At 47.8% G+C, this 14196-nt stretch carries 17 protein-coding genes and 1 pseudogene; 14 read left to right on the top strand and 4 right to left on the bottom strand.

Annotated elements, in window-relative coordinates:
- Nucleotides 1-271 precede the first annotated feature (271 nt).
- The 7 genes from AB7M26_RS21175 to AB7M26_RS21145 all read left to right on the top strand — a co-directional run bounded on the left by AB7M26_RS21175 (nt 272) and on the right by AB7M26_RS21145 (nt 7698).
- On the top strand, nt 272-436 hold the full coding sequence (locus tag AB7M26_RS21175) for a general stress protein (RefSeq protein WP_123494725.1): 165 nt from the start codon (nt 272-274) through the stop codon (nt 434-436).
- A 335-nt stretch (nt 437-771) separates the two neighbouring features.
- Complete coding sequence (locus tag AB7M26_RS21170) at nt 772-1416, top strand: dTMP kinase (RefSeq protein WP_123494726.1); 645 nt, start codon at nt 772-774, stop codon at nt 1414-1416.
- Between the two features lie 1465 nt (nt 1417-2881).
- A complete protein-coding gene (locus AB7M26_RS21165; protein WP_429386072.1) occupies nt 2882-4777 on the top strand; it encodes a transposase in 1896 nt (631 codons plus the stop codon).
- A 37-nt stretch (nt 4778-4814) separates the two neighbouring features.
- Nucleotides 4815-5717 carry a TniB family NTP-binding protein gene (locus AB7M26_RS21160; protein WP_429386070.1) on the top strand — a complete coding sequence of 301 codons (903 nt, stop codon included), beginning with the start codon at nt 4815-4817 and terminating at the stop codon, nt 5715-5717.
- Entirely contained in the window at nt 5707-6213 is a 507-nt protein-coding gene (locus AB7M26_RS21155) for a hypothetical protein (RefSeq protein ID WP_429386069.1), read from the top strand. Before AB7M26_RS21160 ends, AB7M26_RS21155 begins: the two co-directional genes overlap by 11 nt.
- Before the next feature lie 8 nt (nt 6214-6221).
- The gene (locus AB7M26_RS21150; protein WP_429386067.1) at nt 6222-7217 is read left to right on the top strand and encodes a hypothetical protein; all 996 of its coding nucleotides are present in this window, start codon (nt 6222-6224) and stop codon (nt 7215-7217) included.
- Nucleotides 7218-7227: 10 nt separating this feature from the next.
- A complete protein-coding gene (locus AB7M26_RS21145; RefSeq protein WP_454238390.1) occupies nt 7228-7698 on the top strand; it encodes a hypothetical protein in 471 nt (156 codons plus the stop codon).
- A 701-nt stretch (nt 7699-8399) separates the two neighbouring features.
- Here the strand turns inward: AB7M26_RS21145 and AB7M26_RS21140 are convergent.
- Nucleotides 8400-8555 carry a hypothetical protein gene (locus AB7M26_RS21140; RefSeq protein WP_429386064.1) on the bottom strand — a complete coding sequence of 52 codons (156 nt, stop codon included), beginning with the start codon at nt 8553-8555 and terminating at the stop codon, nt 8400-8402.
- 203 nt (nt 8556-8758) lie between these two features.
- Nucleotides 8759-9217, bottom strand: a complete 459-nt coding sequence (locus AB7M26_RS21135) for a helix-turn-helix domain-containing protein (RefSeq protein ID WP_429386062.1) — start codon at nt 9215-9217, stop codon at nt 8759-8761.
- Between the two features lie 593 nt (nt 9218-9810).
- Here AB7M26_RS21135 and AB7M26_RS21130 point away from each other — a divergent pair.
- The 5 genes from AB7M26_RS21130 (at nt 9811) to AB7M26_RS21110 (ending at nt 11906) form a co-directional block, all read left to right on the top strand.
- Complete coding sequence (locus AB7M26_RS21130) at nt 9811-10026, top strand: hypothetical protein (RefSeq protein WP_429386060.1); 216 nt, start codon at nt 9811-9813, stop codon at nt 10024-10026.
- A 48-nt stretch (nt 10027-10074) separates the two neighbouring features.
- The gene (locus AB7M26_RS21125; protein ID WP_429386059.1) at nt 10075-10803 is read left to right on the top strand and encodes a metallophosphoesterase family protein; all 729 of its coding nucleotides are present in this window, start codon (nt 10075-10077) and stop codon (nt 10801-10803) included.
- On the top strand, nt 10803-11276 hold the full coding sequence (locus AB7M26_RS21120) for a DUF6957 family protein (RefSeq protein WP_429386057.1): 474 nt from the start codon (nt 10803-10805) through the stop codon (nt 11274-11276). The genes AB7M26_RS21125 and AB7M26_RS21120 overlap by 1 nt, the downstream gene beginning before the upstream one ends.
- A gap of 48 nt (nt 11277-11324) precedes the next feature.
- Nucleotides 11325-11645 carry a hypothetical protein gene (locus AB7M26_RS21115; RefSeq protein WP_429386055.1) on the top strand — a complete coding sequence of 107 codons (321 nt, stop codon included), beginning with the start codon at nt 11325-11327 and terminating at the stop codon, nt 11643-11645.
- Between the two features lie 72 nt (nt 11646-11717).
- Nucleotides 11718-11906 carry a hypothetical protein gene (locus AB7M26_RS21110; RefSeq protein WP_429386053.1) on the top strand — a complete coding sequence of 63 codons (189 nt, stop codon included), beginning with the start codon at nt 11718-11720 and terminating at the stop codon, nt 11904-11906.
- Between the two features lie 126 nt (nt 11907-12032).
- Here the strand turns inward: AB7M26_RS21110 and AB7M26_RS21105 are convergent, their stop codons facing one another.
- A complete protein-coding gene (locus AB7M26_RS21105; RefSeq protein WP_429386051.1) occupies nt 12033-12332 on the bottom strand; it encodes a hypothetical protein in 300 nt (99 codons plus the stop codon).
- A 198-nt stretch (nt 12333-12530) separates the two neighbouring features.
- Between AB7M26_RS21105 and AB7M26_RS21100 the strand changes: the two genes are divergently transcribed.
- Together AB7M26_RS21100 and AB7M26_RS21095 are read left to right on the top strand one after the other, a co-directional pair.
- A complete protein-coding gene (locus tag AB7M26_RS21100) occupies nt 12531-12830 on the top strand; it encodes a hypothetical protein (RefSeq protein ID WP_429386049.1) in 300 nt (99 codons plus the stop codon).
- 148 nt (nt 12831-12978) lie between these two features.
- Nucleotides 12979-13115: pseudogene (locus AB7M26_RS21095) on the top strand (peptidase S24); the annotation flags it as partial.
- Between the two features lie 449 nt (nt 13116-13564).
- Here the strand turns inward: AB7M26_RS21095 and AB7M26_RS21090 are convergent.
- Nucleotides 13565-14128 carry a TetR/AcrR family transcriptional regulator gene (locus AB7M26_RS21090; protein ID WP_429386048.1) on the bottom strand — a complete coding sequence of 188 codons (564 nt, stop codon included), beginning with the start codon at nt 14126-14128 and terminating at the stop codon, nt 13565-13567.
- Between the last annotated feature and the right edge of the window lie 68 nt (nt 14129-14196).

Here is a 14196-nt window from a genome sequence, read left to right as displayed (position 1 = left end):
CCATCGACAGCTACCGTGTTATGACCCAGCGGAGGGCAAAAGTTGTTACCGCGTATCGGGGGAGTGTCAAAAAACCGGACTAACTGATTAACGGTTGCGAGGTTTTTTGAGGTATTTCGGAAAAGTAACGTTCTGTTGACGCTTGCTTGGGTGGGCAGAATCTCGTTTTTTCACTGTGGCGGCGGGTAATTTCCGTTGGTCGTGCCGGAGGGATGAAGGTTGAGGGCGCAGATCCAATGAAGGCGACTGTTTTTTCTTAAAGGAGATAGACATGACCAAGCGACGAGAACCACATCACGGCTTTTCCGACGACCCTCAAAAAGTTAAAGAGGCGGGGCGTAAAAGCGAACAAAACGCCAATGTGGCAACCGACAAGGCGGAGAAAGCTCGAATCGGCGGGCAGCATAGTCATGGGGGAACACGCGGAGAACGATGATAGACCTGCTAGACCTGCTGATGCCTAAGTCAGCAGGTCGCAGCCCAGCCAGAGATGGATTGTCATACATCGATCTGCAATTCCAAGTCGCCGTTGTCCAAATTGCGCGTGTGAGCGACTGTGCCGGTCAGGTGTTCTCTTGATGAAAGAGAAATGGTCAAGGAATGCGCTTTGTGTAGGTCATCTGGCACTGAGCAAATCGTGGGTGAGCTAGAATGCCGAATGCATCAATGTCCGTTCATAAGGGCCCTCCACTCGATTCGCGTAGTCGCGCCAAGCGATTCCAGCGAACGAACAGGGCAACAAAAAACCGTATATCAATCGTTATGTGAAGAATGAATCGTCCGCTGTTTGTTTCTCTAGATGGGCCCAAGGGAGCCGGCAAAACCACACTGTTGGAGGCCGTTACGAAAGTACTGAGGGCAGACAATAAAAAGGTGATCCGACTTTGTGAGAGTAAAAGCGATCCCTATAGGGGTGAAACAATGGCCCTCGTGAACAAACTCGTCAGAAATCCCTCCCGGGATTTGGAGTTGGAGGTTTGTGAGCGCTTTGCTGATAGCCGTACCTGGATTTCCCGGCACGTGCTGGCTAAACAGCCACCAGGCAGCATCATCTTGATCGATCGTTGGTACCCGTCTGATGCCGCGTTTCGCCGGATAGTCCCGTTTGCAGAGATTCTACAGTTGAACATTGATCGAAACGTGCGAGTGCCAGACCTGCATGTCGGGGTGGTCACCGCTCCTGAAATTTCATGGGCGAGGGCAGCGGCACGACGGCGTGGGCTGAGCAGTACTGTGATCCATAAGCTGGAAGAACATGTCGCCTGTACCAAGGCGTTCGAGCGAGCGATTGCAGATCACGGTTGGGTTTTATGCCGTAACGAAGGAACGATCGAAGACGCAACGATGCAGGTGATTTCTGAGATCTATAGAGTCCAGGCGAAGTTAGCTGCGCCGGCCTTGATTCGGTTGAGATAGCCGTAGCTATTGATCATTAGCAGGATCGAAAGAGTGATTTGTCGCCGTAGCGGTAGCCGGCTGATGCTTTGGTCTGGGTGCCTGTCATCGAGCTCAGAGCCGAAGCTTCCCGGGGTGGGTCATACATGATCAGACGGTTCGAGCGTCGATTGCTGGAACCGGGGTATTGAGTTGGCTCAAACAGGGATCGGGGGTTGGTAGCTTGTGTCAGTGTTGAAGGTAAACCAAGCGCCGGTTGAATTTTGATTTTCTTATAGTTTTCGAAATTTTCGAAATTATTCTGGTAAGTTTTTTAGCTTTGCCAACCTAATAGCGAAATTTTTAATATTTAATCGGTTGATTATCAGGCAGCTGATGGCCGTTTTAAAAAGTGAGTTCATGCTATTAGCGCCAGGGCCCGAACGAGGTGTAACGGTTACGAATGTAAATTTGAGGAGCTCAACTCATCGGGGTCTATTTGTAAGAACTCATATCATGGGCCTTTCCGTGCAACACCGGACACTAGCTCCCAGTTAAATTGAGGTGGTAGCCAAGCAGCTCATCTCCTTCGGTAAGCGATAGTTCAAGGCGCTGTATGATTGAAGGCTTTGTATAGTTGCGCAACACCGTTTGCCGATTCGGCTTGGGCAAGCGCGCCACTTAAGCACGCTTGATCGTATTCATGAGGTTCTCTGCCATGCCGTTACTCTGTGAGCTGTGCTCCGGCGTGGTCACCGGCTTCAATCCGATCTACAGAGCAAACAGAAGCGCCTGTCTGCCGATGTACGCCGAATCGTTATCGCTGAGCCACTGAACCGCCATTGCGGCCAGTTGATCAAGGAAGCTCTTTTGAACGCTTTTCAACATCAAATTTCAGATATCAACGCCCCAGTGCTCACAGGGTCTCACGACCCAGCCGATGGCGTCGCTATCAGAGCGATCTAGGTCGAAAGTCTCTCCCAGTTCGACGCCTTCCTCGCCAACTCAAAGCCGCCCGAGCAACAACGTGTATCGCTGGAATCCACCGCATTCTGACCTTGGCGACGAAGCGGCTGATGCACCATTCAAGCAGCAATGACACGACGGTAGCCGTCGTCGTGTATTTCGCTAACCTGCTGTCTGATTTCTGCCATCTACTCAGCGTCGCTTTACTTCAGGCAATGTCGATTGCTTGATTCGAGCCAATAATGCTAGCGCGCTACATTTAGACATTCGTCGACCAGCGACCCCAGTCGTGCCGTTGTAATAAGGGAGTGTGTAATCCATTTTAGCGATGGGCAATCTCCTCGGACTATTTAAGGATTTCTGTTCGCACCGCCTATTTGACAAACATCCGTTGCGCTCTCGGATCTGAATGAGACCAAAGACCAAGAATATAGATCGTTGTCTACTAAGGTGATCACCATCGATCGATGAGTCGGAAGATTTTTTTTATATCAATTTCGAATTAGGAGTTGCAGTTAAATAGGCTGTCAATTTTTAATTAATGTTTGATGAAGTTATTCATGTGGTTGATTTTAAAAGGTATTTTTCGAATTTGTTTTTGAAATTAGTCCCGGCTATCTATCTAGACGTTGATTCAAGAAGTCAGCGGCTTGGTTGCGGTCATCTACGCTGGCTTGCACATCGAAGAGAAGTGGTCAATCCTATGAATGACAAAAAGTTAGGCAAAAAAATAGCGGAAGCATCTAACGACGATATCGTTTGCATACCATCGAGAATGACCAATGAGGATGAAAGTGAGGCCTATAGTCGAAGTTTGATTCTCGAGCAATATTTTTCAAAGAGCCTAAGCCGAGGGGAAGCCCAAGAAGCTCTGGGGGTGAAAAAAAGTAGATTTAGAGATCTTTGTAGGATTTATAAAAGCGTCACTAGTCACCTTGGTTTGGTTAAGGGCAAAAGGGGGCCAAAACCAGGTTCTAGCAGAACGCCTCAGGAGTATATTCCGATACTAGAGGCGGCTTATAAGGTAGCTTATCGGACGAAACGAGCATCGGTTGCAGGAGTGAAACGAGAGGCAGATGTCCGAGCAAAGGGAAAAGGTTTGCTCCCGTTAACTACACATCAAGTCAGAACTTTCGTTTTGTCGAAAACCCAAAAAGATCTAGACAAGCGAAAGTTGGGCAAGGACGAGTACAAACAGAAGCATGAGTTGCGCGTTGGTAAGCGGATTGTCACAAGGCTGAACGACGTATGGGAGATGGATCACACCCAGGTTGACATCTTACTTGTAGATGAATTAGATCGTAATAGAATTATAGGTCGCCCGTGGGTCACCATGATTATATGCGCTTTAACTAGGGTTATAATTGGTTTTTACCTTACTCTGCGAAATCCAAATTTTGACTCCGTCGGTGCTGCGCTTATATTTGCTGTATTGGATAAAGAAAAAATACTTGTTAAGCATGGAAAGAAATCAGGGATTTACCCGTTCTGCGGATTGCCAAAATTAATTTACACCGATAATGCTGCAGAATTTGTTAGCGACTATCTCAAAGTGCGCTGCGCTCGCTATAAAATTAAATGGGATCATCGTCCTATAGGAAAAAAACATTACGGCGGTACGATTGAAAGAGTTATCGGACGTTTCATGACTTCCGATGTGCATTTTTTACCAGGAGCGACTGGTTCAAACGTCACAGAGCGTGAAGCTTTTGAGAGTGAGCATAATGCAAAATTTGACTTCGCTCAGTTTGGACATTGGTTTTTCTCCCGTGTTGTAGCCTATAACGGCACCATACATGCTTCTCTGCATTGTTCTCCCCGTAGAGCATGGGATCGAGAACTCGCAAAATGTCCTGATAGTTTGAGACGAATTGTCGGAGAGGAAAACGAACTGCTCTTCCGAATGACTTTTCTTCCATCGGATACTGTGACTCATAAAATAGGGCGCACAGGTATTTTTTTTGCCGGTAGGCGCTATATGAGTGACGAACTAAAAGAGTATGTCGGACTTAATCATGATTACGAGATAAAATATGATCCTATGGGCGACTTGTCAAAAATATGGGTGAAATTCTCAGATGATCGCTATGTAGTTGGTTACTGTATACATTCCCGTGAGGGGCTTTCTGATAATTGGGAAGCATATACTGAGAGAAGAGACTTCCTACGCCATCATCCTGTGTTACCAGGGCAGACTTTAGGTTCATATGACTGGGAAGATGTGCATGCTTTTGATGCGCATGTAGAGTCTCGAAGAATCGAGAGTGCAGTTGAAAAAGGACATCGCGCCTTTAGAAGTGGCGAACAGAGCGACGGAATACCTGAATTGCACAATAGTGATTTTCTTCCGAACAGCAAGCAAAATTCAAAGGAGGCTCCAGGTAGCGCTATCACTGATTCGATTCCGATAATTAGATCTTCTGAAGATGATTTTTGAAATGGTTTAAAGTTTTCGTATTGAATTGGAGCATAATATGAATGACGAGCATTTGACGGAAAGCCGGCGCTATTTAATCTCTCGATCAGCGGATGAACGAATGGTTATCTGCGGCGCAGATTTTTGGATCCCGATGCCCCGCTACGATAAGTATTTTAAGGTAATACATAAAATGCTGTCGCGGGAGGGGCAACATCAGGCTCAATGTGCACTATTCAGTTCGAGGTATGGCGGAGGCAAAACTGCATTTTTACTCCAGTTGATGGAAATTTATCAATTCCGACCGCAAAAACTTAAAACGATTCTGATGGATCAAAACTTGGATAAATTCAGATTGCTGGATTTGATATGCGAAGCGTTTGACGTTAGATCATGGGGGCGGGGGGCGGCAGGATCACGATCAGCTATGATCATGCGTGCTATTAGAAACGGAAACTATCGCGCCATTGTTGTAGATGAGTTACATGACGCGCTGCATGAATCACAAAGAACATTGATGCAAAATCTATCTTTACTCAAGCATATGTGTGGTGGGAAGTTTAAGCTAAACATTCTGGCGTTTGGCGACCATAAAGCCAGCGAAATTATTGCAGCGGATGGCCAAGTGGGGAGACGATTTGCACAATTTGCACTACCTGGATGGAGTTGTGATGATGAATTCAAAGAATTTGTCACGAGTTACGTTGCGCACTTGCCTCTTCAACTTCCATCCCCTGACGTGATGAATCGTGATTTTTTAATTAAGCTTTATAAATTGTCTAATGGAATTATGGATAATTTTGTGAAATTTCTCAAGGCAGCATCTGAAGTTGCGATTGAGACGGGGGAAGAACGAATCACAACGGCGCAGTTAAAAGATTTCTCAGAAATAATCCTTACCTGCGGCTACGCGTTGCAACTCCCTGAACCTAAAGGAAAAACACCTCGCCATGGTAATTAAAAGCTCTACGCGCGTATCACGAGAAGTTAAAGATTTACTTCATGAAAATATAGTCAAGTTTATCAGGGTGGTTGGTGCGTCTGGCGATGGATTGAGTTCGGCGCTCGACTCAATACAGACCCTCGATTGTGTTTCAAATAGATGTCTAACTATATCTGACATATTTTTTTCTGGTAGAATTGGTTTTATTGGTTGGTTTGCTAATGCGCTAGGAGTTTTTGAGGGAGTAAACACAAGGCCAGGTTTTATTCCACCCTTTCTCTTAGAATTTGCTCGATTGAGGGATATAGGTGTTGTGTTAATTGATGATTTTCACGAGGTCTTTAGGGCGCCAGGAATTACAGTTGGTCGACTAATGTTTGATATTAATTCCCTGCTCGCCGCTTTGCCTGAATTACGAATAATTATTTGCGAAGCGGAAGATATCGACTCTCCCAACTATGTTCATCTCTTGAACTGTCCGGTTGCCAATGTAAAATTAAGAATGTCGAGGTAAACGTCAATATGCTTATTGACTACCCTGTAATTCGCGAAGAGACATTTTTTAGCTGGCTATACCGGCAATCGATTTTCCATGAGCCTGGTTGCTATCCGCTTTTTTTACTAACCAAAGAATACTGGGCATGTCGACATCAAGGAGCGTTTGATCGAGATTTTGATTTCTCATCAAGGTTCTTCTGCAATAGCTGTGACTACTTATCAGTCACCCCAAAAGATTGTCAGGCTATATTTTCGGCTAAATCAGCTTGGTTGATCCCAGAATACTTTCGCAGAGCATTCTGTTGGGATTGTTTATGCGAGCAAATTCAGAACTCCAAGTATCCAGCAACACTAACTACATGGGCTAGCGTAGGAAATCCGTATTGTTTGACGCATAATAAATTACTTCTGGAGTTTCCTCTGGGTAGTAGGGTGTCATTAAATCCAGCGTTGGCTGCGTTTGAGTATTATTCTAGGCGTCGATTAGGGGTTGAAGATAAAGGTGCTTATTGCTTTCTGTCGCAAAAAAAATTGGTCAGTCTGGTGGCGCGAGTCGTTAATTTCTTAAATTTAATAGAATTAAACCTGAAGTTTGGCGAAGTACAGATGGAAATGCGCTGGAGGGCGTGCAGGTGTATAATTCAAATAATTCTTTATCCTTTGTATGGGGTAATCAATACTATCTGGTCAAAAAAAAGAATAGTGCCTCGTGTTAATAATTTGTATCAGGCGCTTGAGCTTGGTGCTCTATGCGCGAATAGTGAAGATCGAGCTATCGCTTTGCTGTTGTTTGGTATGGTGCTTGGCTTATTTTCTTCGGATGAACAGTCTTTTATGATGCATCAATTATCCTGTGTTGACTTTTTCGATATAAGATTCGATGATTCAAAGAGCCTTGGTAGATGTAGCAATATCTTTGTTGGTTCGCATTCAAAGAAGATGATTGATTCAGTCACTCGGTTCAGTGCGGTTCTCGACAACCCTTCGTTTTCTCAGTTTGTAATTGGCTTTTGTAGATAGGGTAATTGATATGTATTCAGGAATGATGAAGATTGAGGCCCGATCAATTAGTCTTGGGTTGGCAGTTGAAGGTGATTTTCTCGCATGGGAAGACATGTCGGCTGACATATATTTTCGAGCAGATAACGGCCTAGTTGTCGCCGTATTTGTTTATGGAAAGCCTCATCGTGAAACTGAATTGGCTACGGATTGCTATCATGGTGTGAGTTGCTCTGTGCGTCGATATTTGGTTCTGCAGCTCCCTGTTAGACAATCTATTCAAGTGGGGGGCAATAATCCGAAATCATATAAAGTTATGCGTGGCGTTCATTGTGGGGCAAAAAATTTTGATGATTGGTTTTTTTCTACATTTTATTCCTGGCCTGTTTATTATCATGGATCTTATTCAGACCTGGCGAGAATGCATTTGAACTATTTTAAGCAGCATTTCATTCATTCAATAGTTACCTATAATGCAATAGTTGATGGCTTGCATGCGTAATGAATGAAATTGTAATGAATGGCTTGTAAGTGTGCGCTTGCTAATCTTTTGTAATGCGGCTCTAGTAGTTTCCATTTGCAAGGCGATTAATTGGTTTCACCGGTTTATTAAGTGCAGATCTCCAAATAAGGAGCCATATCTTCGTAACACAACGCAGACTTGATGCCCGTCCAGCCAACGTAGCTCATCAGTGACTTGATCTCAACCGTTAGCTGAGGCCAATGTAGCGAACCCATGGCGCATGGAGTGAGAGCTATAGAGGGCTGCCGAGACACCCGCTTGTTCAAATATTCAGCGAAGCCAACGGTATCAGGATGTTAGAGTTGATGCCTCCCTTGGCGAGATTATCCCAGCGATCGATCTTTCTGAATAAGGCCTACGCGTCATACCTGCCACAGTGATCCAACGATGTACGCCTGAACAAGGTATAACTTCTTGAAGGCAGAGGTATGGTATGTCGCCCTTGAGTGCTGCCTATCGTCTTTCATGTGAGGCAGATAGAAGGTGATGCCAACACCGGATTCCGACTGGCATTTTCATTCTGCAGGTTTGCCAGTTCGGCACCTCGAAAGCTCTCCAGAATCCGATCAGCCCGAAGGCGATGTCGCTTACGTTTCTATACAGATGGGGCTGCTCACACAACCATTCCTTTTCGGTAATCGGTCGTCGCCTCAGCAAAGTGCTTGCTGAGTATGTTTCTGTTAAAGCTCACCGCCATTGCTCATGGATATGCTGATGGCAAGAAGGGCCACAGGGGCAAGCTTCAGAGGCGTGGATAGCTCGATCAATTTATCAACGGTGATGTTGAACTTCCCGCGTTCGAGCACACTGATGTTCGTGCGAGCGTTGATAGGCACCAAGTCTCCGTATGCCAGCCCGCGACCGAGCTGAGTACCCTGATCGTTGCAGCAATCTGACGCGCGCATATGCTTTTTGGCACACCCGTATTTTTAACATCTTCCTTCATCCCAGAGACAATCGCGTTTTTTTGTCCGCTACTGGTTTTAACACAGCGGATCTAGCCGGCGATGACTTGAGCCCAGGTGAATAGCTGGATCAATCAAACCCAGAATCTCTGGACAGACGACTTTGAAATACCAAGCGCTTCGGCGACTTCCTTTCTTGATTTACCTTCCTCTTTGAGACGCTTAACAGCGAGTCTCTTGCTGTCAGCAATTTCGCGAGCCTTAGCTTTTGATACGAGGCTGGAGCTTCGCTGCTCCTCGCGTATTTCCTCATCTAGGCCGATCGAGCGGAGATGACGAAGCTCCTCCTTCAACTTGCCTATGACATCCAGAGAGTCCTGTCCACTCTCGATTGACTCGCACAAAACCATAAGCGCCAGGGGAGTGATCTCGAGGCTGCTTGAAAGCTCCCGTAGCTTGCCTAGCGATATATTTTTCGGCGTACCAGCCTCTAAGGCAAAGGCATAGCTCCTACTAGAGGGGAGTCGTTCCTGAGTGAGCTCTCTAGTTTTTCGTAGCGCGCGAAGCACCACCGCGAGACTCTGAGTCAGCATGACGACTTGTCCTCAAAGCGGAGGATAAGGCCAGCAAATTATTGACCCAGCTACTCTGTACATAGAGTCATTGGGTCTGCTATCGTGATCGTCTTCTTGTCTTAATCATACTTTCAAGAAGGATGCAACAAAAAACATTAGGCATAAATTGACACCTGGCGAATGGACGCGAAAAGCCGGCAAGGACTCATTCCTTTTTGTCCGAAAGCCACATTCCCCAGGCTCGTTGAATGCAGAAGAAGCGCTGTAGGACGTGTTATGGCATCACTCACGCCTTCAGAGCTCTCAAACCAGATATTGATGTTACGGGTATAACCATCATGTTTATTTCAGATGAAACTTGTCTTCTCGGCCTACCGGGCTTTCCCGGGCCTGGCCGCACGGCTTGGCGGATGGTCGAGCGACATTCGGAAGATTCTTGGTATCACGTTCGCTTTCGCATTTGTGAAGGAGCGAGGACTCGGTTCAAAAAATTGATGCCATCAGACCCTTCGATGCTGAAACACCTACTCTCGCAGCGGAGCCCAGAGCACAAGATTGAGGTGGTTCAGGTTGTGACTCCCCCTTGCATGAATGGGAGTTCTTTAGAACGTATGGAAAAGTTGATCAGTGCGATCGTCGGCTACGACGGAAACGGTGAGTGCGTACTGCTTCATAAAGTCGATAGCGGAGCAATCTACAGCAGCTCTCCCGGTGTGACCGACGCAGGTTTGCTCAGCAATATTCGAATGATTTACGACGCCACGACTGCTGCCGGGAAGCATTTCCATAGCACCTGCTATCAGACCCCGACCACAGTGACGCTCTGATAGAGACAAGTGAGCCCTGCCACGACAACGGCACCGGATGGTTAATCCATGAAGATCCAAATCTATTCAGATCTGCACCTCGGCTTCGCTCGGTTCGATCCCGCCCCAAGCGACGCGGACGTTGTCATTCTCGCTGGTGACATTGATATCAAATCGCGCGGCGTAGCTTGGGCGAACGACACATTCCAATGCCCGGTGATTTACGTTTGCGGGAATCATGAGTACTACGGCGGACACATCGATCACACGCTACGCAAGATGAAAGAGGCGGCAGCGCCACATGTCCACGTACTCGAAAACGAAGTCCTGATACTGGGTCAAACCCGGTTTTTGGTCACGACGGCATGGACAGATTTCTCATCGACCGGAGATGTTGTTGCGGCAAAACGTGTCGCTTGGGAATGGATGAACGACTACACCGTCATTAGAACAGATGAGAGTTACCGACGCCTTCGTCCCGATGACCTGATCGCTAAATCTAAAGCAGCTTATGCCTGGCTCATACAGGAACTGGACATGCCATTTGATGGCAAAACCGTTGTAGTTACACACCATGCGCCGGCGTTGGATTACGTAAGTGATGAGCTTCCCACACACCTGGTAGCTGCTTATGCCAATGACTGGAAGGAGCTCGTGGGCAGGGCCGATCTTTGGGTTTACGGGCATACCCACGTCTCAGCGGATTTCCTCAAGAATGGGTGCCGGGTGGTTTCCAATCCGCGCGGCTATCCAAATCAACAAACTGGTTTCGATCCGGATTTTCTAATCGAGATTTGATGAGTGGCCGTTCACCAACGAACCTCAGCGAACTGGTTTTTTGCTACGGACGAATTCGAGAAAATTACATGGTTACTTTAGAAGAAATCTCGCAGCTGCTGTACGGCGCAGGCGAGGAGATGCACGGCTGGCAAGGCACTCCAGATGAGCTGATTGCATTGTCCGCAAAGACGTTTCCAGGCAAAGCATTTTGCATGGTGCGGCAATGGATTCTAATCGACCTCACGGTTAACTCTGATGAGAAAGAAAAACTAAGCGGGCTTGGTCTACTTCCCGCGACGCTTTTCGCTCACGAAATCGTTCTAGACAGTAAAGGTCGTTTTCAGCCCAGCATGTGGGTACGCAGTAATTTCGGCGTGTCTTTCACTGAAGGCTGCATGTTTGAAACCAAGAGTACCGTCTACCTCCTCTGGGAGTCGGGTTTAAGGAAAGAAGCCAGTTTGGGTGCCGCTTTTTCCATGAAAGCCGGGTAGGCGACGATCACCGCAAATAATATTGAGTCATTTTGGAGATCTGGCCGGATGCCTGAAATCATCGAAGTCGAATTTCATAGTAAGTATCTCAGTGACTTTCAAATGAGTCGCCTCGTACAAGCGAGTCTCCGAAAATACACAGTAGCCATTACGGCTTTTATCAGTGATGCAGTGATCATTGATGATAGGTGCCTTGGCGTGTCTTTCGATCACCTGCAGCAAGACGACGCGTATCGAACAGCCAATGGCGGAATTATTCGCACAAAAAAAATCCAAAGGGCATGGAAAGAAGGGCGTTTTTGGCTTCTCGAGACGCGAGAAGGAAATTACCTCGTTGGTAGCTTCAAACGTGGGGGGGGGGCGACGTAGTTTTCTTGAGTTGCTTCGTTCCGGTGAACGTCTCCAATCTGAGGATTGAATGTTCTGGGGGAGTGGAACTGCATGGCAGCTGATGAACGCTGGACAGTTGCTCGGGCAACGAGACATTTCGATGAGTTGCTTGAGAAGGTGATCATGACGCGTAAACCAGTTTTTATCGATGGTCAGCAAAGGAGCGCTGTGCTGATCTCGATCGAAGAGTGGAACGCCGTCCAGGATGAGCTCCGCCCCCGTGTTCTGTCAGACCTCTGAGAAATCGCTTATTAGGTCTCCCACGATTTTAATCAGCAGCGCTCCGAGTTAGACGTGCGGAGCGCTTCAACTGCCCCTATCCTGTGATGCTCATTTTGCCGTCGGGCGGCTCACAGCTCGCCCTGCTCAGTAACCGTATTCGTTCAGCAGTTTGTGCAAGAATTCACGTCGCCGTTGGACGATACTCAAAATGAGATAGTCGCGCTCAGTGTCCCTCGTCGATAAATGCCCCGCGTCCACCAATCCGTGAATGTAGCCCTCGGCCTTACCTCTTGCTTCGAGCAATGCATCGATGGACGTGCTTTTGTAGATGTCTTCAGCGATGAGTTGCCACCGCTTTTTCTGGCGGTGTCCAACAGGGTCATCGGAAAATTTCGGTGCGTTGATCAGGGTGTTGAAATCAGAGCGAGCGGCAGGTGTGTTCAAAGCGGATTCTCAGAACAGTGATAACTGAGCGGAGGCTACCATGCGCACACCTAACCGCCTGTTGCTGGCTGGTTTTTGTAGGCGCTGGAGCGAAGGGACGACTTCAATGATGGGGCACGCTATCGGTGGCGTCTTTGAACATTGCGGAGCGTACAGGCAGTGCTATTCAGCGAGTACATTCTTAGCCCGGAGTTCGATATGGGACACCTCAGCCTAGAGGACATCTACCTCGATGACGTAGAAGAGTATGGCCATCTGCGGGTGGGAATGACCGACCTCTATGTAAAAGAAAATCACGCCATTTATGGTGTGGTTACGCTTGGCGAATACCGCGAGTTGACCAGCAGGTTGCTGCGTGACGAAGCGGTGCAAATGATCATCAGCGCTAAGCTCGCCGCGTTGCCCGAGAACTACGATCCGTGGATCAGGCGGATCGAGCGCAATCGCGCCTTACACGCTAGGTATGGGGACAAATTCGATCCCTGGGGAGACGACTGACAACCCCCCACGACCAATCAAAAATGCAGCGCCTCATCTTACTCGGTCGACCTGGTAGTTTCGCTTCTCGAAAATCCACCCGTCGTAATTTTCCTCGCTCAAGATTGATCGCAAGCACGCATGTACAGCTTCGATTAAGGCATGTCTCATGAGCGTCACCATCCTCAGCCCGTTGGCGGAAGGGGGAGTCCAGCTCGCTTTTTACTCTTTCAAAGTTCCTGCAGGCTTCCCATCGCCGGCTGCGGATCACCTTAGCGACACATCTTCATCGACGAGCTTCTGGACAGAGAATACGGGCGGTTAGGCTAGGTAACTTTTTTCACATTTTTTTGTTTTGAGATGGTCGTCGACCACGTTAATCGCGCTCTCCCATCCGCTATCCGTGTGGTTCCAAGGATCAGGCATGGAAGGGTGTGGCAGAACTCCACTCGGCAATCGAGTTTCTGGCTGGGTAGTTACACAGACTTGCCCGCCCGTTTGCATTCGACCTGACCAGTGGGCCGGATTCGACCAGCACGCTTCTTGATCATGACCGGCAGAGGACGACCCATCTGCCTGTCGCTACCGACAGCACCGAGCAATTCTCAGTCGATCATGATTACTAAGCGTGCTTGTCAGATCGAATGCAAACGCCTGGTCAAGTGCAATTCAATCGAGCGGTCAGTACCGATGCAATCAGGTGGACGCGCATGCCGCGAAGCCGCCCGTTCGCTGAACCGGGTCGCAGTCAGTTGCTAAGTCGGCAGAGGCCCGAACGCACGGTATGAATCGACCAAGGCATCGAAAAGCGAGATATCTGAGCGACTTCTAGCAAAGAGCTGGGCACCGACAATAGCTGCGAAAATTGCACGTGCTCTAGATTCAGTCTCACTTGATTCGCACACCTTCGCAGCCAATAGAAGCTTGCTTAGCCATGCAATGTTGACATCAGCAAAGGTCTGAATCTCTTTAGTCATTTCAATGGGTAACGTATCGGTTTCAGCGCCCATGAAACTACCCAGGCAGAGACGATTGTCGGCCTCAAGCGATCTTCGGAAGATTTCAGGAAAGCGACGCAGAGCATCAATCGGAGATGGGCTTTCTGATTCGATCATCTCGAGTGCGAGCGCACCGTCCTCCCAATATCGTTTGGCAACGGCAATACCCAGATCGGCTTTGCTTGGAAAATGGTAGTAAATACTCGCCGCTTTGATACCAACATCTTGCGCAAGGTCGCGGAAATTCAAACCATTGTAGCCCTGCGATTGGGCAATTTTCTTGGCCGCCAACAGGATGGCTTCCTTGGAGTTGACGCTCATCTTGGTGCCTTTCGTCTTGGGACGATCTCTTAAATAGGGAAGCTAATTTACAGCAAAGGCCTACCGTG

This window comes from Pseudomonas sp. F-14 TE3482 (assembly GCF_053629455.1).
Note: the sequence above shows the minus strand (reverse complement) of the source record. Positions and strands in the feature narration are given on the sequence as shown.